Genomic DNA, 25,178 nt, shown 5'->3' on the forward strand with positions numbered 1-25,178 from the left:
TGTTCCTGCGCGCTTTTTCTGTGGCTTTTGCCCTGATGCTGACTTTGCCTGCCCCCAATCCGGCGCAGGCGCGGCAGATCCGTTTGCTGGCCTTTGGCGACAGCCTGACCGAAGGATATGGGCTGAAGCCCAGCGAGGGGCTGGTGCCGCGCCTGCAATCATGGCTGCGCGATCGTGGCCATGACGTGGTGGTGCTGAACGGCGGGTTGTCGGGCGACACCACCGCCGGCGGACGCGTGCGCATCGGCTATTCGATGGCGCGCCACCACCCCGATGCGGTGATGGTCGAGCTGGGCGGCAATGACATGATCGCCGGGCTGGGCGTCAGGGCGGCCGAGGGCAACCTCGGCTCGATCCTGTCGCAGGCCGGGCAAAAGGACATGCCGCTGTTGCTGGTCGGCATCGCCAACCCGCGCGCTGGTGCCGTTGAGCAGGCCGAATGGGCGGCGATCTGGCCGCGTCTGGCGCAGCGCCACGGCACCCTGCTCTATCCCGACCTTTATGCGCCGCTGGTGGCGCAGCCCCGGACGCGCTGGTCGGAGCTGCTGCAGGGCGATGGCGTGCATGCCTCGGCCGCCGGCGTCGATCTGATCGTGGGAGCTTTGGGGCCCGAGGTCGAGGCATTGCTGGCCAAGGTCAGCCTGCCCGACGCCGACGGCAGCTGAGGCGGCGGACCGCAGGTCGGGTTCGCCGGACCGGAATGCGAAACGCCCCGCCGTTACCGGCAGGGCGCGATCAGGATCGGCGTGGGCTGCGAATCGTCCAGCCCGCCGCTATCCTTGGGCGAATCAGGCTTTGGCCAGTTCGCGCTTGATCTTCAGGGCGCGGTCCGACAGCTCGGTGTCGCTGGCTTTCGCCAAAAAGGCGTCCAGACCACCACGGTGGTCGACCGAGCGCAGCGCGGCGGCCGAGATGCGCAGCTGGTAGCTACGGCCCAGTTTGTCCGAGATCAGCGAGACCTCGTTCAGGTTCGGCAGGAACCGGCGGCGGGTCTTGTTGTTGGCGTGGGACACGTTGTTGCCGCTCATCGGGCCCTTGCCGGTCAGTTCGCAAACGCGCGACATGATCTTGTTCCTTCGATTCGTTGAGCGGTTGCCCGCAATATGAAAGGGCGCCGCGAGGCAGCGCCCGGAATTAGGTCTGCGGGGAAATACGCGCAGATGGCGCAGAGGTCAAGCCTTTTCGCCGGGGTTTGTGCCCCGATGCCCGGCGAAACCCCAAGGCTTGCAGGGATTGCGGCATGGCGCCGCGCCTGTCCAGCCCCAATGACGCCCTCCGTGACGGCGAATCGCGGTCAGGCCAGCCAGTCCAGCATGGCCTGCGCGGCGCTGTCGGGATCAGCTTCGCCCCGCGCCACGGCTTCGCCCGTCTCGCGCAGGCGGGCGCGGACCTGCGGCTGTTCCAGCCGCGCCAACAGACCGGCGCGCAGCTCGGACAGGAACCAATGCCGGGCCTGTTCGGAGCGGCGGGCCTCGAAATGCCCCCCGTTCCGGCGCCAATCGGCCAGTGCCGTCATCTCGGCCCAGGCGAGATCCAGCCCCTCACCCGAATAGGCCGAGACCGGCAGCGCCTTGGGGAAGCCCTCGGGGTCATGGGGCCGCTTGCGCAAGAGCCGCAACGCACCCGCGTAATCGGCCACCGTGCGCAGGGCCGTGTCGCGCAGCGCGCCATCAGCCTTGTTGACAAGGATCAGGTCGGCGATCTCCATGATGCCGCGCTTGACGCCTTGCAGCTCATCGCCACCGGCGGGGGCCAGGAGCAGGATGAACAGGTCCGACATCTCGGCCACCAGCGTTTCGGACTGGCCCACGCCCACCGTCTCGATCAGCACGACGTCGAAACCCGCCGCCTCGCAAAGCCGCACGGTTTCGCGCGAGCGGCGCGCGACGCCGCCCAGCTCCGCGCGCGAGGGCGAGGGGCGGATGAAGGCATTGGGATCGCGGCTGAGAAGTTCCATCCGGGTCTTGTCGCCAAGGATCGAGCCGCCCGAACGCGCCGAGCTGGGATCGACCGCGAGCACCGCGACGCGCAGGCCCTGAGCGGTCAGCATCTTGCCGAAGGCCTCGATGAAGGTGGATTTGCCGACGCCCGGCGTGCCCGAAAGCCCGATGCGCAGCGCCTGCCGCGACGGCAGTTCCGCCAGCAGCGCCAAGGCCCGGGTGCGGTGATCGGCGCGGGTGCTTTCGACCAGCGTGATGGCGCGTGACAAGGCACGGCGGTCGCCCCGGATCAAGGGATCGGTCAGTTCATCCATCTCTTGCGCTCCCGATCTTATGCGGTTCCCGGCCTGCGTTTCATGTGGGGGCTGACTGCCCCCACGCCCCCGTGGATATTTGTCCACGAAAGAACTGTAAACGCCGCGCTTGCGCCATTGCCGGGGCGGGCATAGGGTCCGGCGCCATGTTGAGACGACGGATCCTGCTGGCCGGTCTGGCCATCCTTGCGGTGCGGCCTGCGCAGGCTGCCCCTGCGCTGCGGTTGATGATGGTGCGCCGCAAGGGCTGCGTCTATTGCGCGCAATGGGACCGCGAGATCGGGCCGGTCTATGGCCAGCATCCCGAGGGGCGGGCGGCGCCGCTGTTCATGGTGGATGTGGACGGCCCCTATCCCGACGGGCTGGCACTGGACCGCATGCCATGGCTGACGCCGAGCTTTATCCTGCTTCGCGATGGCATCGAAATGGCGCGATTCGAGGGTTATCCGGGTGCGACGCGGTTCTTTGCGGTGTTGCAGCACATGCTCGCCCAGGCGCGGGGCTTGGGCTGAAGGCTTTCGCCCCGCCGGGGCTTGCGCTATCTGGATCGGCAGAACCTGTCCGAGGGAAGCATCATGCACGACATCCGCGCCATCCGCGAAAACCCTGCCGCCTTTGACGCGGCGCTGGCCCTGCGCAATCTGGCGCCGGTTTCGCCCGGGATTCTGGCGCTGGATGCCGACCGCCGTGCCCGCATCGCCAGCGCCGAGGCCGCGCAGGCCGAGCAGAACAAGGCCAGCAAGGAAGCCGGCGCCGCCAAGGGACGCGGCGACGAGGCGGAATTCGAACGGCTGCGCGCCTTTGTCAGCGCCAAGAAGGACGAGGTTGCCGCCATGCAGGCCGAGGCGACCGCATTGGACGCCCAGTTGCGCGACCTGCTGCTGACCATCCCGAACCTGCCCGTCGACAGCGTGCCCCCCGGCAAGGACGAGGATGACAACGTCGAAATCCGCCGCTGGGGCACGCCGCGCGCCTTTGACTTCGCCCCGCGCGAGCATTTCGAGATCGCGGGCGTCAAGCCGGGCATGGACTTTGAGACCGCCGCCAAGCTGTCGGGCGCGCGTTTCGTCGTGCTGAAGGGCGGCGTCGCCCGCGTCCAGCGCGCGCTGGCGCAATTCATGCTGGACCTGCACAGCAGCGAGCATGGGCTGGAAGAGACCTGGACCCCGGTGCTGGTGCTGTCGGACATGATGTATGGCACCGGTCAGCTGCCGAAATTCGGCGAAGACAGCTATCAGACCCGCGAGGGCTGGTGGCTGATCCCGACCTCGGAGGTCACGCTGACCAATACCGTGAACGGCGATGTCGTCGAGGCGGCCAGCCTGCCGCGTCGCATGGTCGCGCATAGCCAGTGCTTCCGCTCGGAGGCGGGCAGCGCCGGGCGCGATACCGCCGGCATGCTGCGCCAGCACCAGTTCGAGAAGGTCGAGATGGTCTCGATCACCGATGCCGAAAGCGGTCTGGCCGAGCATGGCCGGATGACGAAATGCGCCGAGGCGGTGCTGGAGCGGCTGGGCCTGCCCTATCGCACCATCGTGCTGTGTGGCGGCGACATGGGTTTTGGCGCCCGCATCACGCATGACCTCGAGGTCTGGCTGCCCGGTCAGGATAAGTATCGCGAGATTTCCAGCGTCAGCTATTGCGGCGATTTCCAGGCGCGGCGCATGAACGCCCGCTATCGCCCGGAAGGCGGCGGCAAGCCCGAGTTCGTGCACACGCTGAACGGCTCGGGTCTGGCGGTCGGGCGCACGCTGATCGCGGTGCTGGAAAACGGCCAGCAGGAAGATGGCTCGGTCGAGCTGCCGCAGGCGCTGCACCCCTATCTGGGCGGCAAGACCCGGCTGGCGGCGGACGGCACGCTGGCCTGAGGCCGGCGCCACAACCTTAGCGGGAATTTTCAAGGCGGCCGCGAATCCGCGCAACCTGCCCATGGCCGGCAACGTTCGGCTTGCATGAGGCGCAGAGGAACACCCCTGCTGATCGGCGCAGTGCTGGCGTTCATCGCCAGCCTGCTGCTGCACGGGCTGAGCCTGTTGAACGCGCCGCATCTGGCCCCGGATGATGCGCTGGCCACGCCGATGGCCGACAACCCCATCGACATGGTCGATCTGCTGCTGGCGCCGCAATCGCCGGTGGCGCTGTCGCTGATGGCGGTTCTGGGCTGCGGGCTGCTTTATCACGCGCTGCGCCGCCAAGACCCGGAGGCCGCGCCAGCACAGGGCCCGCTGGAGGTCGGGCTGCTGGCCGGTGCCTTCTGGCCTTGGCTGGAACTGCACCAGCCGGTCGCGGCGCTGGCTCTGGCGGGGCTGATGCTGGTGGCGCTGCTGCGCGCGGCGCTGGCCGGGCTGCGCCATGACGGACGGGGTCGCAGCAGCGCCACTCTGGCCTTTGCCGCCGGTTGGGCGACGCTGGCCGGGATGGCGATGCTGGCATCGGTGTTGCAATACCGGCTGGGTGCGCCGCCGCTGCTGGCCGCCGCCATCAGCCTGATGCTGGCGACACTGCTGAGCGTCAATATACAGCTGCGGCTGGGCCGGACAATTTCCTACAGCATCGCACTAATCTGGGGGCTGATCGCCATTGCAGCGGGGGCGATGCTGGCCAGCATCGGGCTGGCCGCAATGGCGGTGCTGGCCATCGCGGTCATTGCCGTGGCGCTGGTGCAGGCCTCGACCTAAAAGGCTATTCGCCCTTGGGCTTCTGCCGGTGCTTGTGCTTGGACAGGGCGCCGGACTGATTGATCTTGTTGGCTTTTTCCTTGTAGGGGTTCTTCGCCCCCTGATCGCGGAACGTCAGCCGGATCGGCGTGCCGGGCATGTCGAAATCCACCCGCAAGCCGTTGATCAGGTAGCGCTGATAGCTGTCGGGCAGTTTGTCGGTATGCGTCGCCATCACCACGAAGGCCGGCGGCCGGGTTTTCACCTGCGTCATGTAGCGCAGGCGGATACGGCGGCCGCCCGGTGCCGGCGGCGGATGCGCCTCGGTCATCGCGCCCAGCCACTGGTTCAGACGCGCGGTCGGCACGCGGCGGTTCCAGACCTCATGCGCCTTGAGGATGGCATTGTGCAGCCGGTCCAGCCCTTTGCCCGTGCGGGCCGAGACGGTGACCAGAGGCGCGCCCTTGAGCTGCGGCAAGAGCCGCTCAAAGGCCTCGCGCAGCTCGTTGAGCTTGTGCGGCTTGTCCTCTTCCAGATCCCATTTGTTCGCGGCGATGACCACGGCGCGGCCCTCGGTCTCGGCGAAATCGGCGATGCGCAGGTCCTGCTGTTCGAACGGGATACCCACGTCCAGCAACACCACGACCACCTCGGCAAAGCGCACGGCGCGCAAGCCGTCAGCCACCGACAGCTTTTCCACCTTGTCGGTGATCCGCGCCTTTTTGCGCATGCCGGCGGTGTCAAAGATGCGGATCGGCGTGCCCATGAAATCGGTGCTGACGCTGATCGAATCGCGGGTAATCCCGGCCTCGGGGCCGGTCAGTAGCCGGTCCTCGCCGATGATCTTGTTGATCAGCGTGGATTTGCCGGCATTGGGACGGCCGATCACCGCGATCTGCAGGGGCTTGGCAGCCGAGGGCCGCCAGCTTTCGTCGTCGTCCTCGTCGTCATCCTCGGACAGGTCGACGTCGGTTTCCGGCGCCTGCTGGACATTCGCCGCCTCGAACTGCTCGGCCAGCGGCAGCAGCGCGCGGTAAAGGTCGTCCATGCCCTCGCCATGCTCGGCCGAGACGCGCAGAGGCTCGCCCAAACCAAGGGCATAGGCCTCCATCGCGCCGGCCTCGCCCGCACGGCCCTCGGCCTTGTTGGCAGCCAGAATGACGTGCTTGGCGCGGCGGCGCAGGATCTCGGCAAAATACTCGTCGGCTGCCGTGACACCGATGCGGGCGTCGATCACGAACAGGCAGACGTCCGCCTCGTCCACAGCGCGCTCGGTCAGGCGGCGCATGCGGCCTTGCAGGCTGTCGTCATCGGCCATTTCCAGACCGGCCGAATCGACCACGATGAAACGCAGGTCGCCCAGACGCCCCTGCCCTTCGCGCAGGTCGCGGGTCACGCCGGGCTGGTCATCGACCAGCGCCAGCCGTTTGCCGACCAGACGGTTGAACAGGGTGGACTTGCCGACATTCGGCCGCCCGACAATGGCGAGGGTAAAGCTCATCTGTATGCGATCAACTGGCCGCCATGGGTGACGACATAAAGGGTCTGGCCCGCGACAGCCGGGGCCGCAGCGGCGCCGCCCGGAATCTCGGCCGTGCCGATCAGAGCGCCCGAAGCGGGGTCGAAGACGCGCAGATAGCCGTCCGAGCCGGCAAGGTAAAGCTTTGATCCGGCCAGCACCGGGCCATAGTGGTTCCAGACCTTGTCCTGCTTGCGCACGATCTGTTTGGTGAAATAGGGCAGCTTCTGGGCCCAGACCCGGCCGCCGGTGGCGGCATCCAGCCGGATCAGCTGCGCCTGATCGTTGACGAGGAACACGGAATTGCCGGCCACCAGCGCCGGGCTCGACGCGCCCTCGGGCGCCTCCCATTTCTGCATTCCGGTCGTCAGGTCATAGGCACCGACCTTGCCCGAGCTGGTGCCGGCATAGATCGTGTCGCCGGCGATGACCGGATCGCCGGTCATGTCGCGGAACAGCGCGATCGAACGGCCCAGCCGCGAGCCGCCGACATTGGCGGTCCAGAGCTGGTTGCCGGATTTCGCCTCGACGCCCATCAGTCCGCCGTTCGAGAACGGGAAGACCACGGTGCCGCCCTGAATCGCCGGGGCGGCGACGCCCATGACGCCGGCCATGCCATCGGTGCCTGACACGCGCCACAGCACCTTGCCGTCGCTGGCGCGCACCGCCCAGCCCTGCGCATCGCGCCCGACCAGATAGACCACGCCATCCTGCACCGTCGGCGCACCGCTGACCGGGGCATCGACCTTTTGCCGCCATGCGACGGCACCGCCGCGCGGGTCCATGGCGACCAGCTCGCCATAGCCGGTGGTGACAAAGACGCGGTTGCCCTCATAGGCGACACCGCCGCCCGAGACGCTGCGTTCGGATTCGCCGGCAGGGCGCAGATCGACGCTCCACACCCGGCCGCCGCCGGTGGTGGTGGCGGTCACGGTGGATTCGCTGTCGAGCGTAAAGATCAGCCCGCCCGCCACCACCGGATCGGCGGTGACGCGGTGGCGCCGGTCCGAGGGTGTGCCGATCGCCGCCGACCAGATCCGGTTGGTGCCTTGGCCCAAGGCCATATTGCCCGAGGCATGGCTGGCCGAGCCGGCGCGCTGCGGCCAGTCGGTATTGCCGCGCACCGGCGGCAGGTGCAGCGCGGCCGAGACCGGCGCCGGGGCGCCCACGACCGCGCCGCCATCGGGCGAGAATACCGCGCGCGGGTCCAGCCGTTCACCGGGCAGGATCACGTCCTTGTTCTGGCAGGCACTCAGGGCCGTCAGCCCCGCCAAGGCGGCGATCAGGGGCAACCGGGTCATTGCTGTCTCCTCTTTGACCGGCACGCCCTGCATTTGCTGCGGGCCGGCCTGCTTCGTCCTGGTCCGGCGCCTCAGTTCGCCGGAGCCACCGTCATGGTCTGGGGTCCGGGTCCGTCCTGCGGCTCGGGCGCGGCGCCAAGCGTGATCATCATCTCGCCAAGCCGGCGACGCAAGGGCTCGGAGAGCCCGTCCTTTTGCTGGATCTGCCGGATCAGCACCACGGCATCATCCTTGCGGTCGGCGCCGATCAGCGCGATGGCCTTTTGTTCCAGCGCCAGCAGCTCATAGGGCGCGCCGGGCTTGGACAGCTGCGAAAGGATCGAATCGCGCTGCGCCGCATCCATCGAGGTGCCAGCCAGCATCACCGCCTTGAGCAGCGCCAGATCGTGCAGGATCGGATCGCTTGCGACGGTCGCCGCCGCGGTTTCAAGCCGGTCGGCGGCCTTCTGGGTCAGGCCGGCATCTGCCTCGGCCCCGGCGGCCAGCATCTGCGTGACCAAGGCCCGGCCGGTCGAGCCGTCCGCGTCGATGCCCGACAGCGCCGCGACCTGATCGGGCGCCTGCTGGGCCGCCAGCACCGCGTCCCCCCAGGCCTGCGCGGCCTTTTCGTCGCGGTTGCGGCTGTATTCGCGCCAGGCAGCGCTGCCGACCAGTGCGACGATGGCCAGAACAGCGATCCAGCCAAAGCGGCGGAACGCCCGGAACAGCCGGTCGCGGCGCAGGTCGTCGGTCACCTCGTCGATGAAGCTGTCGTTCTGGTTGGCCATGTCGTTCCCGCGTCATCCTTTTCTTTGGCGCTGTTCTATACGGGCTTTCTGCCTTTTGCCAATGCCGGGCGCGCGCGGCCCGATCACGGGACCCGGCGTGGCGGGCGCGACTGGCGCAGGCTGGCCCCGGAATACAGCGCCAGCGCCCCCCAGATCATGGCAAAGGCGATCATGTGCCAGCGCGTGAACGGCTCGCCAAAGATCAGCACGGCGCAAAGGAATTGCAGCGTCGGGTTCAGATAGAACATCAGCCCTACGGTGGTCAGCTCGATCCGCCGCGTCGCATAGGCAAAGAGCACCAAGGGCAGCGCGGTGATGACGCCGGAAAACACCAAAAGCCCGCTGATGCGCGCCGAGGCGCCAAAGGCCAGCGGATGCAGCCAGCCTTGCGGCAGCCAGCCCAGGGCCTGCAGCGCCAGCCATCCCAGCGCCAGCGGCGCCAGAAGCGCCACCTCGCAGGCGACCGACAGCACCGGGCCCAGCGGCAGGGATTTCTTGACCATCCCGTAAAGCCCCATGGTGATGGCCAGCCCAAGGCTGATCCAGGGCGCAACGCCAAGGCCGATGGTCAGGATCACCACCGCCGCCAGCGCGATCATCACCGCCAGCCCCTGCGCCAGACTCAGCCGCTCGCCAAAGACCACAAGGCCCAGGGCCACGGTGACCAATGGAAAGATGTAATAGCCAAGCGAGCTTTGCACGACATGGCCAGCCTGCACCGACCAGATGAACAGACCCCAATTGGCCGAGACCAGCAGCGCCGCCAGCGCCACGCGCGGGGCATGTGGCCCGGTCGCCGCCTGCCAGAATTCGCCCAGCCTGCCCTGCCATGCCAGCAACGCGACGAAAAAGACCAGCGACCAGAGCGTGCGATGCGCCAGCACCTCGAGCACGGGCACGCCGGCCAGCTCGCGGTAATAGATCGGCGACAGGCCCCATGTGACGCAGACGAGAATGATCGCCCAGAAGCCCTTGCCCCATTCGCTCATGTCGTGATCCCTTTTGCGCGGGCCTGCGGCTGGCCCGTGACGCGCTGGCCTGTGGCGCGCCGGGTTCCGTGATGCGCCGGATTCGCCTTGGTGGCAAGGTTGGCCCGGGGGCTCTGCCCCCACGTCCTGCCGGCCCCTCGACGGGGCCGGCAGGACGTTCCCCCGGGATATTTCGCCACGAAAGAAAAAGACCCGCCGGGTGGGGCGGGCCTTTCGATCGTCATGCCGGGTCGGGTCAGAGGCGCGAGGCCACGTTTTCCCAGTTCACCAGATTGTTGAGGAAGTTTTCCAGATATTTCGGACGCGCGTTGCGGAAGTCGATGTAGTAGCTGTGCTCCCACACGTCGCAGCCCAGGAGCGCGGTCTGGCCGAAGCACAGCGGGTTCACGCCGTTTTCGGTCTTGGTGATCTTGAGGCTGCCGTCCTTGTCCTTGACGAGCCAAGCCCAGCCCGAACCGAACTGGCCGACACCGGCTTCCGAGAATTTCTTCTTGAAGTCGTCGACCGAGCCGAAGGATTCGGTGAGCGCCTTTTCCAGCGCGCCCGGGATGGCGCCGGCGTTCGGGCCCATCATTTCCCAGAACTGGCTGTGGTTCCAGTGCTGGCTGGCATTGTTGAAGATGCCGTTCTGGGCAACCGCGCCGGACTGGTAGGTGCCGGTCACGATGTCCTCAAGGCTCTTGCCGTCCCACTCGGTGCCGGCGACCAGCTCGTTGAGCTTGTCGACATAGGCCTTGTGGTGCTTGTCGTGGTGATATTCCAGCGTTTCCTTGGACATGCCACCTGCGGCGAGCGCGTCATGGGCATAGGGCAGATCGGGAAGGGTAAAGGCCATTTTCGAGTTCCTTTCCAGCAGTTTCGATCACGGTTTCTGGCACAGGCACAGGCGGGTGGGAAGCCCCGACCTGCACGGACCGTCGCGGGCCAACGCCCGGCCCGCACATGGGTTCCGGGCGACGGCGCGCCATATCGCCCTCAGTCCTGAGGCGACATGCAGTTGCCCTGCCCCTGCATGGTGTTTTCATAGCCTTGGGCACTGACGGTCAGCCAGGCATGGCCATCGACCTTGCGCACCGTCAGCCGATAGTCCAGCCGGGCGGCATATTGCCCCGACTGGTTGCGCACCCCCGAAAGCGCCCAGCCATAGCTGCGCGCGGCCGCATCATCGGCGGTGACTGAGGCCGGGACCGGGCGGCGCACCAGCCGTTGCAGGATCGGGTCAAAGACCTCGATCCGGCCGCTGTGCGGTCCGGCGGTTTGTCGGGTCAGCATCAGGAAATCGGGCACCCAGCCGGTGCCGCTGTCATCCTGCAGCCGGCACATCATCACCTTGGGCGGTGGCGCTGCGCCGAATTCCTGCGCGCCAGCGGGGCCGGCGGCGATCAGGGCAAGGGCAAGGAAAAGGCGGCGCATGGCGGGGGCTCCGGCAGGTGTTCGGCCTGCCATACCCCTGCCTCGCGCCGCCCGCAAACACACGAAGCGGCGATCAGCGCGGATCGAGTTCCGTGCCCGGCCGTGCCGCACCGCGCAGAAGGCCGCCGATGTAATCGCCGACCGAGCGGAAGCCGATCAGCACGAAGCCCTCGCCCCGGCGCCAGATGCCGCAGGCGACCTGCGCCGCACGGGTGCGGCGGATGCCGTCGGCAGGCATGGCGGCGATATCGGCAGGGCAAAGCTTGGCCAGCGCCTGCGCAGCCCGCGCGCCCTCGATGGCAAAGGCCGCGCGCATGTCGCTGACATCCAGCACCAGCGCATGTTCGGTCGACAGCGCGTCGGCCAGAGCCTGCGTGGCCTCGCGGGCCTCGGCCTTGGGCAGGACCAAGAGCAGCTCGTCGGGCGACATCCAGCACAGGGTGCGCGCGCCATCCGTGACCGTCGCATTCGCGGCCGGCATCGCCAGCCCGGTGGCGGCGGCGATGGCATCGCCCGCCCGCACAAGGTCGGCGCGGATCTGGACCATGCCCAGATCCTTGAGTTCGGTGATTTTCGCCAGCGCCTCAGCCATTCGCCCGGCTCCCTTCCTTGTCGTAGAACACCGGATCGACGATCCGCGCCTTGTAGGTTTCCGCGCCCTGCACCGGGAATTCCAGCACCTCGCCCATGCGGTTCGGGCCATGCAGCACCAGACCCATCGCGATCGGCCGGTTCAGCGTCGGCGACATATAGGTCGAGGTCACGCGACCTTGCGTGTTGCGCTGGCCATTGGCGTTGCTGCCTTCGGCCACGGCATAGACGCCATCGGGCAGAACACGTCCGTCGACGCTTTCCAGACCGACCAGCTTCCAGCGCTCGGGCGAGGACATGAAGCTGCGCTCCTGGGCACGCTTGCCGATGTAGTCGGGCTTTTTCTTGGAAATCGCCCAGGACATGCCCAGATCCTGCGGGATCACGGTGCCGTCGGTTTCGTCGCCGATCATGATGAAGCCCTTTTCGGCGCGCATGATGTGCATGGCTTCGGTGCCGTAGGGGGTGATGCCGAGATCGCGACCGGCCTCATGCAGCTTTTCCCAGAACTCGCGGCCACGCTTGGCGGGCACCGCGACCTCGAAGGAAAGCTCGCCCGAGAAGCTGATGCGGAAGATCCGCGCCGGGATGCCGGCGATCTCGCCCTCGGCCCAGCCCATGAAGGGTAGCGCCTCGGCCGAAAGGTCGATGGTCCCGCCCAGACGTTCCAGCAGCACGCGGGCCTTGGGGCCGACCACGGCGACCTGCGACCATTGCTCGGTGACGTTGGCGGTATAGACCTTCCAGTCCCACCATTCGCATTGCAGCCAGTCTTCCATATGGGCGTGCATGCGGTCGGCGCCGCCGGTGGTGGTGTGCACCAGCCAGGTGTCCTCGGACAGGCGCGCCGCCACGCCGTCATCCACGAGGAAGCCGTTTTCGTTGCAGATCAGGCCATAGCGGCATTTGCCGACCGGCAGCGTCGACATCAGGCCGGTATACATCATGTCGAGGAACTTGCCGGCATCCGGCCCCTTGACGATGATCTTGCCCAGCGTCGAGGCGTCCAGCGTGCCGACCGAGGCGCGCACCGCGCGGATCTCGCGTGCCACGGCATCGTGATGGCTTTCGCCCGCCTTCGGATAGCAATAGGGGCGGCGCCAGTGGCCGACCGGCTCGAAGAAAGCGCCATTGCTTTCATGCCAGCCGTGGATGTCGGTCTTGCGCAGCGGCTGGAACAGCTCGCCCCGCGCCTCGGCACCGATGGTGCCCAGAGTGAGGGGGGTATAGGGCGGACGGAAGGTCGTGGTGCCGGTCGCCGGGATCGGCTGGTTCAGCGCCTTGGACAGAACCGCCAGACCGTTGATGTTGCTGACCTTGCCTTGGTCGGTGGCCATGCCCAGCGTGGTATAGCGCTTGGTGTGCTCGACCGACTGGTAGCCCTCTTGCGCGGCCAGTTCCACGTCCGACACTTTCACGTCGTTCTGGAAATCCAGCCACATCTTGAACTTCATCTTGCGGGTGGCGTTCACCGGCATGACCCAGACGGGCAGCAGCGGCTGTTCGGCCACCGCGCCGGTCACCTCGGCGACGGTCAGATCGCCGGCAGCGGCGCCCAGCGGGGTCGCCATCGCCGCGCCATCGGCGCCGGTCGGCGGACGGGCCAGATCGGGATAGAACATCGCCCGGTCCTCGGACCAGCTCAGCTTGCCGCCGCAATGGCTCCACAGATGGACCACCGGCGACCAGCCGCCCGACATGGCGACGCAATCGGCGGCGATGACCTCGGTCACGTCGCCCGAGCCGGAATGGGCGCAAAGCTTGACGCCCTCGACCGCTTGGCCACCCTTGATGCCGGCAACGGCACTGCCGGTCAGCACGCGCACGCCGCGCGCCCGCACCGCTTCGGGCAGGGCGCCCTGCGCAGTGGGCCGGGCGTCGATGACGGCGGCCACGGCCAGACCCGCATCCAGCGCGGTCAGCGCGGTGCGATAGGCATCGTCGTTGTTGGTCACGACGACCAGGTTGCGACCCGGCGCCACGCCGTAAAGGTCGACGAAGTCACGCACGGCCGAGGCGAGGATCACGCCCGGTACGTCGTTGCCGGCAAAGCTCAGCGGACGTTCCAGCGCGCCCGAAGCGACGACGACATGGCCGGCGCGGATGCGCCACAGGCGCTGGCGCGGGATACCGGCGTTCGGATCATGGTCGGCCAGCGCCTCGCGGGCGATCAGATAGCCGTGATCGTAAAGCCCGGTCGCCATGGTATTGCGGCGCAGGGTGACGTTGGGCAGGGCGTGCAGCTCGGCCAGCAGAGCGTCGATGCGGGCCTGACCATCGGCATGGTCGGTGGGCGTGCGGCCGCCGAATTGCGGCGTCTGCTCCAGCAGGGTGACGGTCTTGCCGGTGCGGCCCGCTTCCAGTGCCGCCGTCAGACCGGCGATGCCACCGCCGACCACGACCAGATCGGCATGGCCATAGGCCTGTTCATAAGTGTCCAGATCGCCCTCGGTCGGGGCCTTGCCCAGACCGGCCGAACGGCGGATGATCGGCTCGAACAGGTGTTTCCATGCCGGGCGCGGATGGATGAAGGTCTTGTAGTAAAAGCCCGCCGGCAGGAAGCGATACAGCTTGTTGTTCACCGCGCCGATGTCGAAGTTCAGGCTGGGCCAGCAGTTCTGGCTGGTCGTGACCATGCCGCCGACCAGCGGCGTCGTGGTGGCGCGCTGGTTCGGTTCGAACCGGCCGCCCTGCCCCAGACCCAGCAGCGCGTTGGGTTCCTCGGCGCCCGAGGCGACGGGACCGCGCGGGCGGTGGTATTTGAAGCTGCGGCCCATCATCAGCTGGCCATTCGCCAGCAGCGCCGAGGCGATGGTGTCGCCCTGCACGCCGCGCATCTGGCGACCGTCAAAGCGGAAGGGCAGCTGATAGGCGCGGTCGATCAGGCGGCCGCCCCGGGAAAGGCGGAAGGGTCCGTTATCGCTCATTCGGTCAGGCTTTCGGCGGAGGTGGTCGTTGCAGGGGTGGAGGTCCAGTCGGGCGTCCAGTTCGGCCGCTTGGCCTGGACCGCAGCCACGATCTCGGGGGTCGGGTTCGGGGTCTGGGCCTTGTAGGTACCAAAGACCTCCAGCGTCACCGTGTCACGCGCGGCCAGGAACCACTTGCCGCAGCCATAGGCATGGCGCCAGCGTTCGAAATGCACGCCCTTGGGGTTCTTGCGGGCGAAAAGATAGTCCTCGAACTGTTCGTCCGACGAGCCGGGGCCAAAGCGTTTCAGATGCGCCTCGCCGCCGGGGGCCAGTTCGGTCTCTTCGGCGGCATTGCCGCAATAGGGACAGGTCAGGGTCAGCATGCATCACTCCTTGGGCGGCAGGGCCCGCACGGTATCCAGCGCCCAGGCGGTCAGCCGGGCACGCGTCTTGTCATTGGAAAGGGATTCGCCGGTCAGCCAGGCCCAGCCGGGATATTCCCGGCGGTTGTGGACCATGCGTCTGGTATCGGCCAGCGCCAGCGCCTGCGCTTCATGCGCGCGACCGACGCGATACATCGCACGGTCCTCGCGGCAGGCGCAAAGCATGTGACCATCGAGCAGAAAGCACAGGCCGCCGAACATCGGCTTTTCGGTCAGGCGCGAGGCTTCGACCTCAAGCGCCGCCAGATCCTCGTGCAGCATTTCTTCCAGCCCCGGATCGCGCACCATCACAGCGCCTCCGGGCCGGCAGGCACCGAGGAAGCGATGCTTCCCCGGGCCAGAAGCGTTGCGGCAGCCGCAGCCGCCGCCGATCCGTCAGTTGCTGGACGGAGCGGGAGTGGCCGGAGCGGTCGTTTCCGGGGTTGCCGGGGCAGCAGGCTCGACGCTGACGGCGCCATCGGTGCCGGCAGCAGGGGCAGCGGGCGCCGAAGTGGTGGCCGGTTCAGGCGCAGTGGCCGGCGGGGTGCCCGCAGACATGAACCAGTAAACGATGGCCAGCACGACGACGATCGCGCCGATGATGAGCCACAGGTTGCTCTTGTTCTGTTCGGCCATGTTGGGAACTCCTTGGTCATGGTGACATGCCCAATTAAGCCCCCTTTCGGGCAAGAGTTCCATTGAATTTGCACGTTTTTCCGCCGCACCCCAAAATGGGCGGGAAACGGCCCATCCAGATTGGGGCAAAGCGTGAATACGCGCAGGGGTTGCATCAGTGCGCCACCCCGGCGGCGACGCTTTCGTCGATGAAGCGGCCTTCGCGGAAGCGGTTCAGCCCGAACTCGGCCGCCAGCGGGCCGGGACGGCCATTGGCCACCAGCTCGGCCATCGCCCAGCCCGAGCCGGGGATCGCCTTGAAGCCGCCGGTGCCCCAGCCGCAGTTGACGAAGATATTGCCGACCGGCGTGCTCGACAGGATCGGCGAGCGGTCGCCGGTCATGTCCACGATGCCGCCCCATTGCCGCAGCATCTTCAGCCGCGACAGCATCGGGAAGGTTTCGATCAGGGCGCGCACGGTTTCCTCGACATGCTGCCACGAGCCGCGCTGCGAATAGTTGTTGAAACCGTCGGTGCCGCCGCCGATCACCATCTCGCCCTTGTCGGATTGCGACAGGTAGCCGTGGACGGTGTTGGCCATGATGACCAGATCGCAGCAGGGCTTGATCGGTTCAGAGACCAGCGCCTGCAGCGCCACGGATTCGATCGGCAGACGGAAGCCCGCCATCTCGGCCACGACCGAGGAGTGGCCGGCGACGACGATGGCCAGCTTGTCGCATTCGATGCGACCCTTGCCGGTGTTCACGGCCTTGACCTGACCGTTGGCGGTCTCGACCCCGGTGACTTCGCAGTTCTGGATGATGTCCATACCCATGGCCGAACAGGCGCGGGCATAACCCCAGGCCACGGCGTCATGGCGCGCGGTGCCGCCGCGGGCCTGATAAAGACCGCCCAGAACCGGATAGCGCGGGCCGTCGATATTGATGATCGGCAGCATTTCCTTGATCTGCTGCGGGCTGACCCAGTCGGTCGCCACGCCTTGCAGCTGGTTGGCATAGACCGTGCGCTTGTAGCCGCGGATCTCATGCTCGGTCTGGGCCAGCATCAGCAGGCCGCGCGGGCTGAACATGACGTTGTAGTTCAGGTCCTGCGACAGGCCCTCGTAAAGCTTCAGCGCCTTGTCGAAGATCGCCGCCGAAGGATCCTGCAGATAGTTCGAGCGGATGATGGTGGTGTTGCGGCCGGTGTTGCCGCCGCCCAGCCAGCCTTTTTCGATGATGGCAATATCGGTGATGCCGTGGTTCTTGCCCAGATAATAGGCGGTGGCCAGGCCATGACCGCCGGCGCCGATAATGACGACCTTGTATTTCTTCTTGGGCTCGGGGCTCTGCCAGGCCCGTTTCCATCCGCTGTGCAGGCGCATCGCCTCGCGCGCGATGGCGAAGACCGAATATTTTCCGGTGCTGTTGGTGGGGGATGCGGACATGCTGGACCTCTCGCGACTCGTCGGAAGCTACAGTCTGATTTTCCCGGCTTTCGGGCAAGCCGAGTTGCGACGGGAAAATTGTCAGAATGCGTCAGTCCGCGGCGCAGATGTTCCGTATCTAATGTCGCAGGGCTTTGACTGTTTCGCGACGGCCAAACCGGCTATGACACCGGGGGCCGCATGGGAGTGAGCGATGTTCTGGATCATCTGCGCTGCACTGGCGCTGACGGTGGCTGCGGCGGTTGCCGCGCCCTTGCTGCGCCGGCGCGCAACCGGTCAGGAGCCGGCGGCGGCCTATGACCTGCGGGTCTATCGCGACCAGCTGCGCGAGGTCGGCCGCGATGTCGAGCGCCGGCTGATCGAACCGGCCGAGGCCGAGCGGCTGCGCGCCGAGATCGGCCGCAAGGTGCTGGCCGCCGACCGCGCCCTGCAACGCGAAACCACCGGTGTGCGCAATCCCGGCGGCCCGGTGGCGGCGCTGGTGCTGCTGGTCCTTTTGGCGGGCGCGGCCCTGCTTTACCGCCAGCTCGGCGCGCCGGACCGGCCCGACGAGCCGATCGCCGCCCGCATCGCGCAGGCGCAGGCCAGCTACGACCGCCGCCCGACGCAGGCCGAGGCCGAGAAATCCGCGCCGCAGCCGCAGCGCCCGACGCCCGATGCCGAATATCTGGCGCTGATCGCGCAATTGCGCAGCGCCGTGGCGCAGCACCCCGATGACACGCGCGGGCTGGAGCTGCTGGCCGAGCACGAAGAACGTCTGGGCAATCTGGTCGCCGCCAAAGAGGCGCAGGCCCGGCTGGTCGCGGTCAAGGGCGACAAGGCCGAGGCCACCGATCACGCCCGGCTGGCCGCGCTGGCCGTCGAGGCCGCCGGCGGGCTGATCACCCGCGACGCCGAGATCGAGATGGCGCGGGCGCTGCAACTGGACCCGCAGAACCCGCAGGCGCGCTTCATGGCCGGGCTGTTGCAGATCCAGAACGGGCGGCCCGACCGCGCCTTTCCGATCTGGGCGACGCTGCTGGCCGAAGGCCCCGAGAATGCGCCATGGATCCAGCCGATCCGCGCCTCGATCACCGATCTGGCGTGGTTCGCGGGCCAGCCCGATTACACCCCGCCCGACCCGGCTGCGCCGGGCGCCCTGCCCGGCCCGGATGCCGCAGCGGTCGCCGCCGCGCAGGAAATGACCCCGGCGCAGCGTCAGGAGATGATCGGCAATATGGTCAAGGGGCTTGAAACCCGGCTGGCCAGCCAAGGCGGCACGCCCGAGGAATGGGCGCGGCTGATCGGCGCGCTGGTGGTGATGGGGCAGGACGCCCATGCCCGCGACATTCTGGCCGAGGCGCGCACGCGCTTTGCCGCCATGCCCGAAGGGCTGGCCGTGATCGAGGCCGCAGCGAAAAAGGCGAGCCTGCAATGATCTGCACCGCTATCGAGGATTTCGCCGCCGCCCTGCCCCGCACCGGCGGTCTGGCCGGGCTGGATCTGGGCACCAAGACCATCGGCGTCGCGGTCAGCGACGGTCTGCGCTCGGTCGCCTCGCCGCTACTGGTGATCCGGCGCGAGAAATTCACGCTGGACGCGCAGGCCCTGCTGAAGATCACCACCGAACGGGCGCTGGTCGGCATCGTGCTGGGCTTGCCCTTCAACATGGACGGCAGCGAGGGGCCGCGCGCGCAGTCGACCCGGGCCTTTGCCCGCAATCTGGAACGGCTGACGCCGCTGCCGATCGCCTTCTGGGACGAGCGCCTGTCCACCGTCGCCGCCGAACGCGCCTTGCTCGAGGGTGATACCTCGCGCAAGCGCCGCGCCGAGGTCATCGATCAGGTCGCGGCGGGCTACATCCTGCAAGGGGCGCTGGACCGGCTGCGCTATCTGGCGGGCTGAGGCCCGTCACGTCACGCACCGGTCACCCAACCCATGGTCAGCACGCCCTGCATCAAGATCTGCCAGATCGAGCCCGCCAGCCGCCTGTGTCTGGGCTGCTGGCGCACGCTTGATGAAATCGCGACTTGGGGCGGCATGACCGAGGCCGAAAGGCTGGCCGTGATGGCCAGCCTGCCGGATCGCAAGGCGCGGTTTACTGCGCCGCCCCCAGCTTGAACGACCACAGCAGCGTTTCGCCCGAGGCATCGTCCACGCCGTCATTGTCGGTCACGGTCCAGACCGTGCCATCGGGGGTGATGGCCATGCCCTCGACCTTGTCCTGCACATAGCCCTTCCATTGCTTCAGGTCGGGGATCAGGTCGTGCTCGACGCGCTTTTCGACCAGCGGCAGATCGCCACCCAGCGGCGCGGGCTTGAGATCCTTCAGCGCAACCGAGGTCACCTGCTTCAGCGCTGCGGCCTGACCGACCAGATTGTCCCGCTCGATTAGATACATGCGGTCGCCGTGGATCGCCAGTTCCGACAGGCCGACCCAGCCCTCGCCCTTGTCCAGCGGATAGCGCACGCCGGCCCAAGCGCCGGTTTCGGGGTTGAAGTTCAGCAGCTTGACCTGACCCTTGGGATCGTCCTTCCATTCGCGCTGCACGGCCATCCACAGCGTGCCATCGGCAGCCACCGCGATGCCTTCAAGGCCAAAGCGGGTGGAACCGGCGACCAGATCGGCGGGCAGCTCGATCTGTTTTTGGATCGCGCCCTTGGCGTCCACATGCAGGATCTGGTGCGGCACGGCCTTTTCCGGGTCCGGGTTGCCTTCAGACGCCAGCCAGAAGCCGCCCTTGCCATCGGCGGCGATGCCTTCGAGGTCGATCTTTTTCGCGGGCTCGCCATCCTTGGTCAGCACGATCTTGTCGGTGATCGTGGCCGGCTGCTGCCCGGTCTGGATGCGATAGATCGAGGGCTGCGCTTTATAGGCGCTGTCGCTGATTGCATAAAGCACCGAGGCATCGGCCGGATCGACGGTCAGGCCCGACAGCGCACCCCAACCCAGCAGCTTTTCCGAGACCAGCGTCGGGTAGGCGGCTTTGCCCTCGGCGCGTTCATAGAGCATGACATGGGCGCGGGCGCCGCCATCCTCGACCAGATCGGCCTCATTGGCACTGGCCATCAGGTTGCGGGCCGGGATCGCCACCAGCCCTTCGGGGGCGATGCCCGAGGGCAGGATCTGCAACAGCTTCGGCTGGGCCGGGCTTGCCACGTCATAGACGCCGATGGCATTGCCGCGTTCCGAGCCGACGAACAGCAGCTTCTGGCCGTCGAATTCGGCGAACTTCAGCGCCTCGGGCTCGACGCCCTTTTTGCCGGAACGATGTTCGGGGTAATGGCCGATGCGGATCAGCGCATGTTCGAAATCGGGACCGGAATCATAGGCCACGCTGCCGTCGCGCTTCCAGATGGTGAAGCCGCGCGAGCCGCCCTTCCAGTCGCCTTCGTTGGCGGTGGCGAAATGGTCATTGTCCAGCCATGCCACGGTGTCGGGCTCGCGCGCCACGGCCTTGAGGCTGCCGGTAAAGTCCAGCTTGCCGTCCTTTTCGGTGTCCACACCTTGCAGATCGACGCTGCCAGCGCTGAAATGGCTGGCGATCTTGCCGTCCGCGCCAATCACCACGATATGGTTGTTTTCCTGCAGCGTGACGACCAGATCGCCATTGGCGTTGAAGTCGACATATTCGGGCTCGGGATCCTCGGGCGAAACCTCGGCCAGGCCGGTCAGCTCGATCACCTGCTTGCCCGCGCAATCCGGCTGGCCGTCCTTGATCGGCAGGCGGACAACAAAGCCCGCCGGCATCTGCGGCAGGGCGCCGTCATTCACATCTTCGTCGCGCTCGTTCTCGATGGCGATCGCGATCATGTCATGTTTCGGCGACAGCGCGACCGAATCGGGCTGCCCGCCCAGATCGCAACTGGCCACCACCTTCTTGGTCTTCAGATCGACCGAGCGCAGCACGCCCGAAGGTTTGACGTAGCTTTCCGAGGTATTGACCCCGACAAAGGCGGTTTCGCCCAGCACCACCGTCGTCGTCGGCTCGCCGTCCATGGCGATATTGCCCAAGGGCTTGGGAGCGGCGGGATCGGTGATGTCGATCAGGCCGATCGCCCCCAGCGGGCTGTCGGAATAGATCAATTCGTTGCCATCCGGCGTCGCAGTCATGATCTCGGCCGAGGTGGGGCGGGCGCGATCCTCACCCGCAGCCATGTTGTCCACGGTGGCAAAGCTGGAGATGCGGTTGAAGACGGGTTCGGCCAGCGCCGGGCAGGTAGCGCCAAGCGCCAGCATGGAACAGAAGGTGCGGAACAGCATCGAAATCCTCGGACGGTTATGTGTCGTCAGGGGATGTGCCCGTTCAGCATGACAGGCCGCCGGCAAAGCGGTGACGGTTTTGCGACAGATCAGCCGCGCAGGACCACCCGCACCTCGCGGATCGCGGTTTTCAACCGCAGCCGGGTCTCGGCCGGCTCACGCGCGACGGCGTCGAGCATGGCGCGCATATCGCCGCGCAGCCCGTGCAGCTGATCGACCAGCGACAGCACCAGCGTCAGCGCCTCGTCGTCAAGGTGATAGCCCTCGGTCAGCTCCATCACCAGATTGAGCCGGGCGATGTCGAGTTCGCGCAACAGCGGGCCGGTCTGCGACTGCACCGGCACCACGACGCCGGCGCGGATATAGTGGTCCAGCTGCGGCTGCCCCATACCGGGCAGCCGGTGCAGCACCTCGGTCAGGGTATAATGTCGCGAAGTCATTTTCCCCTCCTGGCGTCATAGCCATGGTCTTGGCGCCATTTTTCCATGAAGCTGGCAAGCTCGTCGTCGATCTTGGGCGGCATGACGATCTTGAGCACGACATGCTGGTCGCCGCGCTTGCCGCCCTCGCCCTTGAGGCCGCGCCCCTTGAGGCGCAGCTTTTGCCCCGAGCTGGCGCCGCGCGGCACGGTCAGCATGACCGGCCCGTCGATGGTCTCGGCCTCGACCTTGCCGCCCAGCACCGCCTCATCGATCGAGATCGGCAGCGTGGTTTCCACATCGTCGCCGTCGCGGCGCCAGTCGGGATCATCCGCGACCACCAGCGTCAGCAGCGCATCGCCGGGCGCGCCCTCGCCCATGCCGATGCCGCCCTTGCCGCGCAGCCGGATAATCTGGCCATCGCGGGCGCCTTCGGGGATCTTGACCTCAAGCACCGCGCCATCGGGCATGGTGATCCGGGTCGAGCCGCCGCGCGCCGCCGTCATGAAGTCGATTTCCAGCGTGAAGCGTTGATCCTGACCGCGCATGTCGAAACTCCGCGCCCCGCCGCCGCGCGCGCCGCGAAAGCCCTGCTGGCCGAACAGGTCCGAGAACACGTCCGACAGATCCTCGAAATCCGGCTGGCCCTGACGATAGGGATTGTCGCCGGCCTGCGCGTAATCGCGGTAATATTGCCGCTGCGGCCGTTCCTGCCCCGAGGCGTCGATCTCGCCCTTGTCGAAGCGGGCGCGCTGCTCGGGGTCTTTCAGCAGGTCATAGGCTGCCGCCGCCGCCTTGAAGCGTTCATGCGCCGCCGGGTCGGCATTCAGGTCGGGGTGGTCGGTCTTGGCAATCTTGCGATAGGCCTTTTTGATCTCGTCCTGGCTTGCCGTCTTGCTGAGCCCAAGCGCCTTGTAGGGATCATCGGCCATCGCGTTCCGTCCTTTCAGAAGTCTTGCGGGCAACGCGCATGTCGCGCCGCCCGTTCCGCGCATGGGACATGAGGCAGCGTGATTTGTCCAGATCCGGCAGGGCGGGGCGCGGGGTGCCGGGGGCTCTGCCCCCACGCCCTTGTGCCCCCTCGACGGGAGCGCAAGTGCGTCCCCCCGGGATATTTGGGCACGAAAGAACTCAGGCCTTGGGACGGAATGCCGCGATGCGGGCGGGATCGGTTTCGATCCGGGCGGCGCCGATCAGGTCAAGGCAATAGGGCACCGCCGCAAAGACCGCATCAAGGCAGGTGGCGATGGCCGAGGGTTTGCCGGGAATGGTGATCATCAGCGTCTTGCCGCGAATGCCCGCCGTCTGGCGCGACAGAATCGCGGTCGGCACCTCGCGCAGGCTGGCACGGCGCATTTCCTCGCCAAAGCCGGGCAGTTCCTTTTCCATAATATCACCCATGCCCTCGGGGGTTTCGTCGCGCGGGGCCGGACCAGTGCCGCCGGTGATCAGAATCAGGTCGGCGTTTTCGACATCGCAGAGCCGGCGCAGCGTCTCTGCCACGCTGGCGCGCCCGTCGGGAATGATCCTGCGGGTGATCTGCATGGGGGAGGTGATGGTGGCGCGCAGCCAGTCCTCGGCCCCCGGGCCACCCTTGTCGGGGTATTCGCCGCGCGAGGCGCGGTCCGAGACGGTCACGATGGCGATGCGGGCGGGGCGAGTATCCTGGGTCATGGCGCGCATCCTGACCGCGGTCGGCGGCAAAGGGAAGCGGGCTAGCCGCGCCGTGCCGCCTCGATCGCGGCCACGTCGATCTTGCGCATCGTCATCATCGCGGCAAAGGCCCGCGCGGCCTCGTCTCCGCCGACGGCCATGGCCTCGATCAGCACCCGGGGCGTGATCTGCCACGAGATGCCCCAGCGGTCCTTGCACCAGCCGCAATCGCTTTCCTGACCGCCATTGCCGGTGATGGCGTTCCAGTAACGGTCGGTTTCCGCCTGATCCGCGGTCGCGATCTGAAACGAGAAGGCCTCGCTGTGGTGAAAGACCGGGCCGCCGTTCAGGCCGATGCAGGGGATGCCGAGCACGGTGAAATTCACCACCAGCACATCGCCCGCCTTGCCCGAGGGGTAATCACCGGGCGCCTTGTAGATGGCCGTGATCCGGCTGTCGGGAAAGGTCTCGGTATAGAAGCGTGCTGCGGCCTCGGCATCCCTGTCGAACCACAGGCAGACGCTGTTTGCGGGAATCGTCATCGGTTTGTCCTCCCTGTCGGGACAACGCCGGGGTGCGCGTCGCGTTCCGCGACATGCAGAAGGCCGCAGCAGATGCCGCGGCCTTGGGGAATCTGGATGGACGTGCGCTTATTTGACGCGGGCGTTGCGGGCCGCAATCAGTTTCAGGCGTAGCGCGTTCAGGCGGATGAAGCCCGCCGCGTCCTTCTGGTCATAGGCGCCGGCGTCGTCCTCAAAGGTGACGTGCTTTTCGCTATAGAGCGAGTGATCCGACCAGCGCGCAACCGTGCGGACCGAGCCCTTGTAGAGCTTCAGCTTCACGGTGCCGGTGACATGCTCCTGCGTTTTGTCGATCAGCGCCTGCAGCGCCTCGCGTTCGGGCGAGAACCAGAAGCCGTTGTAGATCAGCTCGGCATAGCGCGGCATGATCGAATCTTTCAGGTGGCCCGCGCCGCTGTCCAGCGTGATCTGTTCGATGCCGCGATGCGCCTCCAGCAGGATGGTGCCGCCGGGGGTCTCATAGACGCCGCGCGATTTCATGCCGACAAAGCGGTTTTCCACGAAGTCCAGCAGGCCGACGCCATGCTTGCCGCCGATTTCGTTCAGGCGGGTCAGGATGGTCGCAGGCGACAGCGCCTCGCCATTGATGGCGACGGCATCGCCCCGCTCGAAGGTGACTTCGATGAATTCGGGCTCATTCGGGGCGTCCTCGACGGCCACGATGCGTTGGGCGACGTAATCGGGCGCCTCGACGGCCGGATCCTCCAGCACGGTGCCTTCGCTGCTGGTGTGCAGCAGGTTCGCATCGACGCTGAACGGCGCTTCGCCGCGCTTGTTCTTGGCGATCGGGATCTGGTTCTGTTCGGCGAATTCGATCAGGCTGGTGCGCGAATTCAGGTTCCATTCCCGCCAGGGCGCGATCACCCGGATCGACGGATCCAGCGCCAGCGCCGACAGCTCGAACCGGACCTGATCGTTGCCCTTGCCGGTCGCGCCATGCGCCACGGCATCGGCGCCGTGCTGATGCGCGATCTCGACCAGATGCTTCGAAATCAGCGGGCGCGCGATCGAGGTGCCGAGCAGATAGAGGCCTTCGTAGACCGCATTGGCGCGGAACATCGGGAAGACGAAATCGCGCACGAATTCCTCGCGCACGTCGACGATATGGATGTTCTCGGGATTGATGCCCAGCAGTTCCGCCTTGGCGCGCGCCGGTTCCAGTTCCTCGCCCTGGCCCAGATCGGCGGTGAAGGTGATGACCTCGCAGCCATATTCGGTCTGCAGCCATTTCAGGATGATCGAGGTGTCGAGCCCGCCCGAATAGGCAAGGACGACTTTTTTCGGCGCGTCGGACATGCGGTTAACCCTTCGTGGAATTTCGAAGGGGAATAGGGCCATTCGCCGCTTGTCACAAGAGGAAGGGCGTGAATAAGACGGCCTGTCGTTGCTGGGGCGGTG

The 25,178-nt window shown here is 67.0% G+C and carries 27 protein-coding genes; 7 read left to right on the plus strand and 20 right to left on the minus strand.

Going from position 1 to position 25,178, the window contains the following annotated elements:
* Positions 1–35: 35 nt before the first annotated feature.
* Positions 36–665: an arylesterase gene (locus tag GL279_RS09805; protein ID WP_246175265.1), complete on the plus strand. Its 630-nt coding sequence runs from the start codon at positions 36–38 to the stop codon at positions 663–665.
* A 123-nt stretch (positions 666–788) separates the two neighbouring features.
* On the opposite strand, the gene rpmB is transcribed toward GL279_RS09805, so the two are convergent.
* Both rpmB and meaB read right to left on the minus strand, forming a co-directional pair.
* Positions 789–1,064, minus strand: a complete 276-nt coding sequence (gene rpmB / locus GL279_RS09810) for a 50S ribosomal protein L28 (RefSeq protein ID WP_155064446.1) — start codon at positions 1,062–1,064, stop codon at positions 789–791.
* A 230-nt stretch (positions 1,065–1,294) separates the two neighbouring features.
* The gene (gene meaB / locus GL279_RS09815) at positions 1,295–2,254 is read right to left on the minus strand and encodes a methylmalonyl Co-A mutase-associated GTPase MeaB (protein WP_155064447.1); all 960 of its coding nucleotides are present in this window, start codon (positions 2,252–2,254) and stop codon (positions 1,295–1,297) included.
* A gap of 146 nt (positions 2,255–2,400) precedes the next feature.
* Here meaB and GL279_RS09820 point away from each other — a divergent pair, with 146 nt between their 5' ends.
* From GL279_RS09820 to GL279_RS09830, 3 genes are all read left to right on the plus strand, one after another.
* A complete protein-coding gene (locus GL279_RS09820; RefSeq protein ID WP_155064448.1) occupies positions 2,401–2,766 on the plus strand; it encodes a SoxS protein in 366 nt (121 codons plus the stop codon).
* Between the two features lie 63 nt (positions 2,767–2,829).
* Positions 2,830–4,122, plus strand: a complete 1,293-nt coding sequence (gene serS / locus GL279_RS09825) for a serine--tRNA ligase (protein ID WP_155064449.1) — start codon at positions 2,830–2,832, stop codon at positions 4,120–4,122.
* Positions 4,123–4,206: 84 nt separating this feature from the next.
* A complete protein-coding gene (locus GL279_RS09830) occupies positions 4,207–4,932 on the plus strand; it encodes a hypothetical protein (protein WP_155064450.1) in 726 nt (241 codons plus the stop codon).
* A gap of 4 nt (positions 4,933–4,936) precedes the next feature.
* On the opposite strand, the gene der is transcribed toward GL279_RS09830, so the two are convergent.
* The 12 genes from der to GL279_RS09890 all read right to left on the minus strand — a co-directional run bounded on the left by der (position 4,937) and on the right by GL279_RS09890 (position 16,884).
* Positions 4,937–6,412, minus strand: coding sequence for a ribosome biogenesis GTPase Der (gene der / locus GL279_RS09835; RefSeq protein ID WP_155064451.1), 1,476 nt, complete (start codon positions 6,410–6,412; stop codon positions 4,937–4,939).
* Positions 6,409–7,731, minus strand: coding sequence for a PQQ-binding-like beta-propeller repeat protein (locus GL279_RS09840; protein ID WP_155064452.1), 1,323 nt, complete (start codon positions 7,729–7,731; stop codon positions 6,409–6,411). Before GL279_RS09840 ends, der begins: the two co-directional genes overlap by 4 nt.
* A 71-nt stretch (positions 7,732–7,802) precedes the next feature.
* A complete protein-coding gene (locus GL279_RS09845) occupies positions 7,803–8,498 on the minus strand; it encodes a tetratricopeptide repeat protein (protein WP_155064453.1) in 696 nt (231 codons plus the stop codon).
* Positions 8,499–8,581: 83 nt separating this feature from the next.
* Positions 8,582–9,487, minus strand: coding sequence for an EamA family transporter RarD (gene rarD / locus GL279_RS09850; protein WP_155064454.1), 906 nt, complete (start codon positions 9,485–9,487; stop codon positions 8,582–8,584).
* Between the two features lie 235 nt (positions 9,488–9,722).
* Positions 9,723–10,322, minus strand: coding sequence for a superoxide dismutase (locus GL279_RS09855; RefSeq protein WP_155064455.1), 600 nt, complete (start codon positions 10,320–10,322; stop codon positions 9,723–9,725).
* A gap of 140 nt (positions 10,323–10,462) precedes the next feature.
* A complete protein-coding gene (locus GL279_RS09860) occupies positions 10,463–10,900 on the minus strand; it encodes a hypothetical protein (RefSeq protein WP_155064456.1) in 438 nt (145 codons plus the stop codon).
* A 73-nt stretch (positions 10,901–10,973) separates the two neighbouring features.
* Positions 10,974–11,492, minus strand: a complete 519-nt coding sequence (locus tag GL279_RS09865; protein WP_155064457.1) for a sarcosine oxidase subunit gamma — start codon at positions 11,490–11,492, stop codon at positions 10,974–10,976.
* A complete protein-coding gene (locus GL279_RS09870; RefSeq protein ID WP_155064458.1) occupies positions 11,485–14,418 on the minus strand; it encodes a sarcosine oxidase subunit alpha family protein in 2,934 nt (977 codons plus the stop codon). Before GL279_RS09870 ends, GL279_RS09865 begins: the two co-directional genes overlap by 8 nt.
* Positions 14,415–14,783, minus strand: a complete 369-nt coding sequence (locus GL279_RS09875; RefSeq protein WP_155064459.1) for a sarcosine oxidase subunit delta — start codon at positions 14,781–14,783, stop codon at positions 14,415–14,417. The genes GL279_RS09870 and GL279_RS09875 overlap by 4 nt, the downstream gene beginning before the upstream one ends.
* A 3-nt stretch (positions 14,784–14,786) precedes the next feature.
* Positions 14,787–15,131, minus strand: a complete 345-nt coding sequence (locus GL279_RS09880) for a TfoX/Sxy family protein (protein ID WP_155064460.1) — start codon at positions 15,129–15,131, stop codon at positions 14,787–14,789.
* A gap of 87 nt (positions 15,132–15,218) precedes the next feature.
* Complete coding sequence (locus GL279_RS09885; protein ID WP_155064461.1) at positions 15,219–15,458, minus strand: hypothetical protein; 240 nt, start codon at positions 15,456–15,458, stop codon at positions 15,219–15,221.
* 154 nt (positions 15,459–15,612) lie between these two features.
* Positions 15,613–16,884 carry a sarcosine oxidase subunit beta family protein gene (locus GL279_RS09890; protein WP_155064462.1) on the minus strand — a complete coding sequence of 424 codons (1,272 nt, stop codon included), beginning with the start codon at positions 16,882–16,884 and terminating at the stop codon, positions 15,613–15,615.
* A 193-nt stretch (positions 16,885–17,077) separates the two neighbouring features.
* On the opposite strand from GL279_RS09890, the gene ccmI reads away from it, so the two are divergent.
* From ccmI to GL279_RS09905, 3 genes are read left to right on the plus strand one after another with little or no spacing between them, the layout of a single operon-like run.
* Complete coding sequence (ccmI, locus tag GL279_RS09895; RefSeq protein ID WP_155064463.1) at positions 17,078–18,301, plus strand: c-type cytochrome biogenesis protein CcmI; 1,224 nt, start codon at positions 17,078–17,080, stop codon at positions 18,299–18,301.
* Entirely contained in the window at positions 18,298–18,768 is a 471-nt protein-coding gene (gene ruvX, locus GL279_RS09900) for a Holliday junction resolvase RuvX (protein WP_155064464.1), read from the plus strand. The genes ccmI and ruvX overlap by 4 nt, the downstream gene beginning before the upstream one ends.
* Before the next feature lie 33 nt (positions 18,769–18,801).
* The gene (locus GL279_RS09905) at positions 18,802–18,984 is read left to right on the plus strand and encodes a DUF1289 domain-containing protein (RefSeq protein WP_155064465.1); all 183 of its coding nucleotides are present in this window, start codon (positions 18,802–18,804) and stop codon (positions 18,982–18,984) included.
* Here the strand turns inward: GL279_RS09905 and GL279_RS09910 are convergent.
* The 6 genes from GL279_RS09910 to GL279_RS09935 all read right to left on the minus strand — a co-directional run bounded on the left by GL279_RS09910 (position 18,962) and on the right by GL279_RS09935 (position 25,076).
* On the minus strand, positions 18,962–21,127 hold the full coding sequence (locus tag GL279_RS09910) for an esterase-like activity of phytase family protein (RefSeq protein ID WP_155064466.1): 2,166 nt from the start codon (positions 21,125–21,127) through the stop codon (positions 18,962–18,964). The two genes, GL279_RS09905 and GL279_RS09910, sit on opposite strands and share 23 nt — an antisense overlap.
* Before the next feature lie 89 nt (positions 21,128–21,216).
* Positions 21,217–21,567 (minus strand): hypothetical protein, encoded by a 351-nt coding sequence (locus GL279_RS09915; RefSeq protein ID WP_155064467.1) that lies wholly within the window; start codon positions 21,565–21,567, stop codon positions 21,217–21,219.
* Positions 21,564–22,478 (minus strand): DnaJ C-terminal domain-containing protein, encoded by a 915-nt coding sequence (locus GL279_RS09920; RefSeq protein ID WP_155064468.1) that lies wholly within the window; start codon positions 22,476–22,478, stop codon positions 21,564–21,566. Before GL279_RS09920 ends, GL279_RS09915 begins: the two co-directional genes overlap by 4 nt.
* Before the next feature lie 199 nt (positions 22,479–22,677).
* Entirely contained in the window at positions 22,678–23,220 is a 543-nt protein-coding gene (gene mog / locus GL279_RS09925) for a molybdopterin adenylyltransferase (protein WP_155064469.1), read from the minus strand.
* A gap of 41 nt (positions 23,221–23,261) precedes the next feature.
* Entirely contained in the window at positions 23,262–23,741 is a 480-nt protein-coding gene (locus GL279_RS09930; RefSeq protein WP_155064470.1) for a VOC family protein, read from the minus strand.
* A gap of 108 nt (positions 23,742–23,849) precedes the next feature.
* Complete coding sequence (locus GL279_RS09935; protein WP_155064471.1) at positions 23,850–25,076, minus strand: argininosuccinate synthase; 1,227 nt, start codon at positions 25,074–25,076, stop codon at positions 23,850–23,852.
* Between the last annotated feature and the right edge of the window lie 102 nt (positions 25,077–25,178).

Origin of the sequence: Paracoccus limosus (genome assembly GCF_009711185.1) — a bacterium.
Classification (GTDB): domain Bacteria; phylum Pseudomonadota; class Alphaproteobacteria; order Rhodobacterales; family Rhodobacteraceae; genus Paracoccus; species Paracoccus limosus.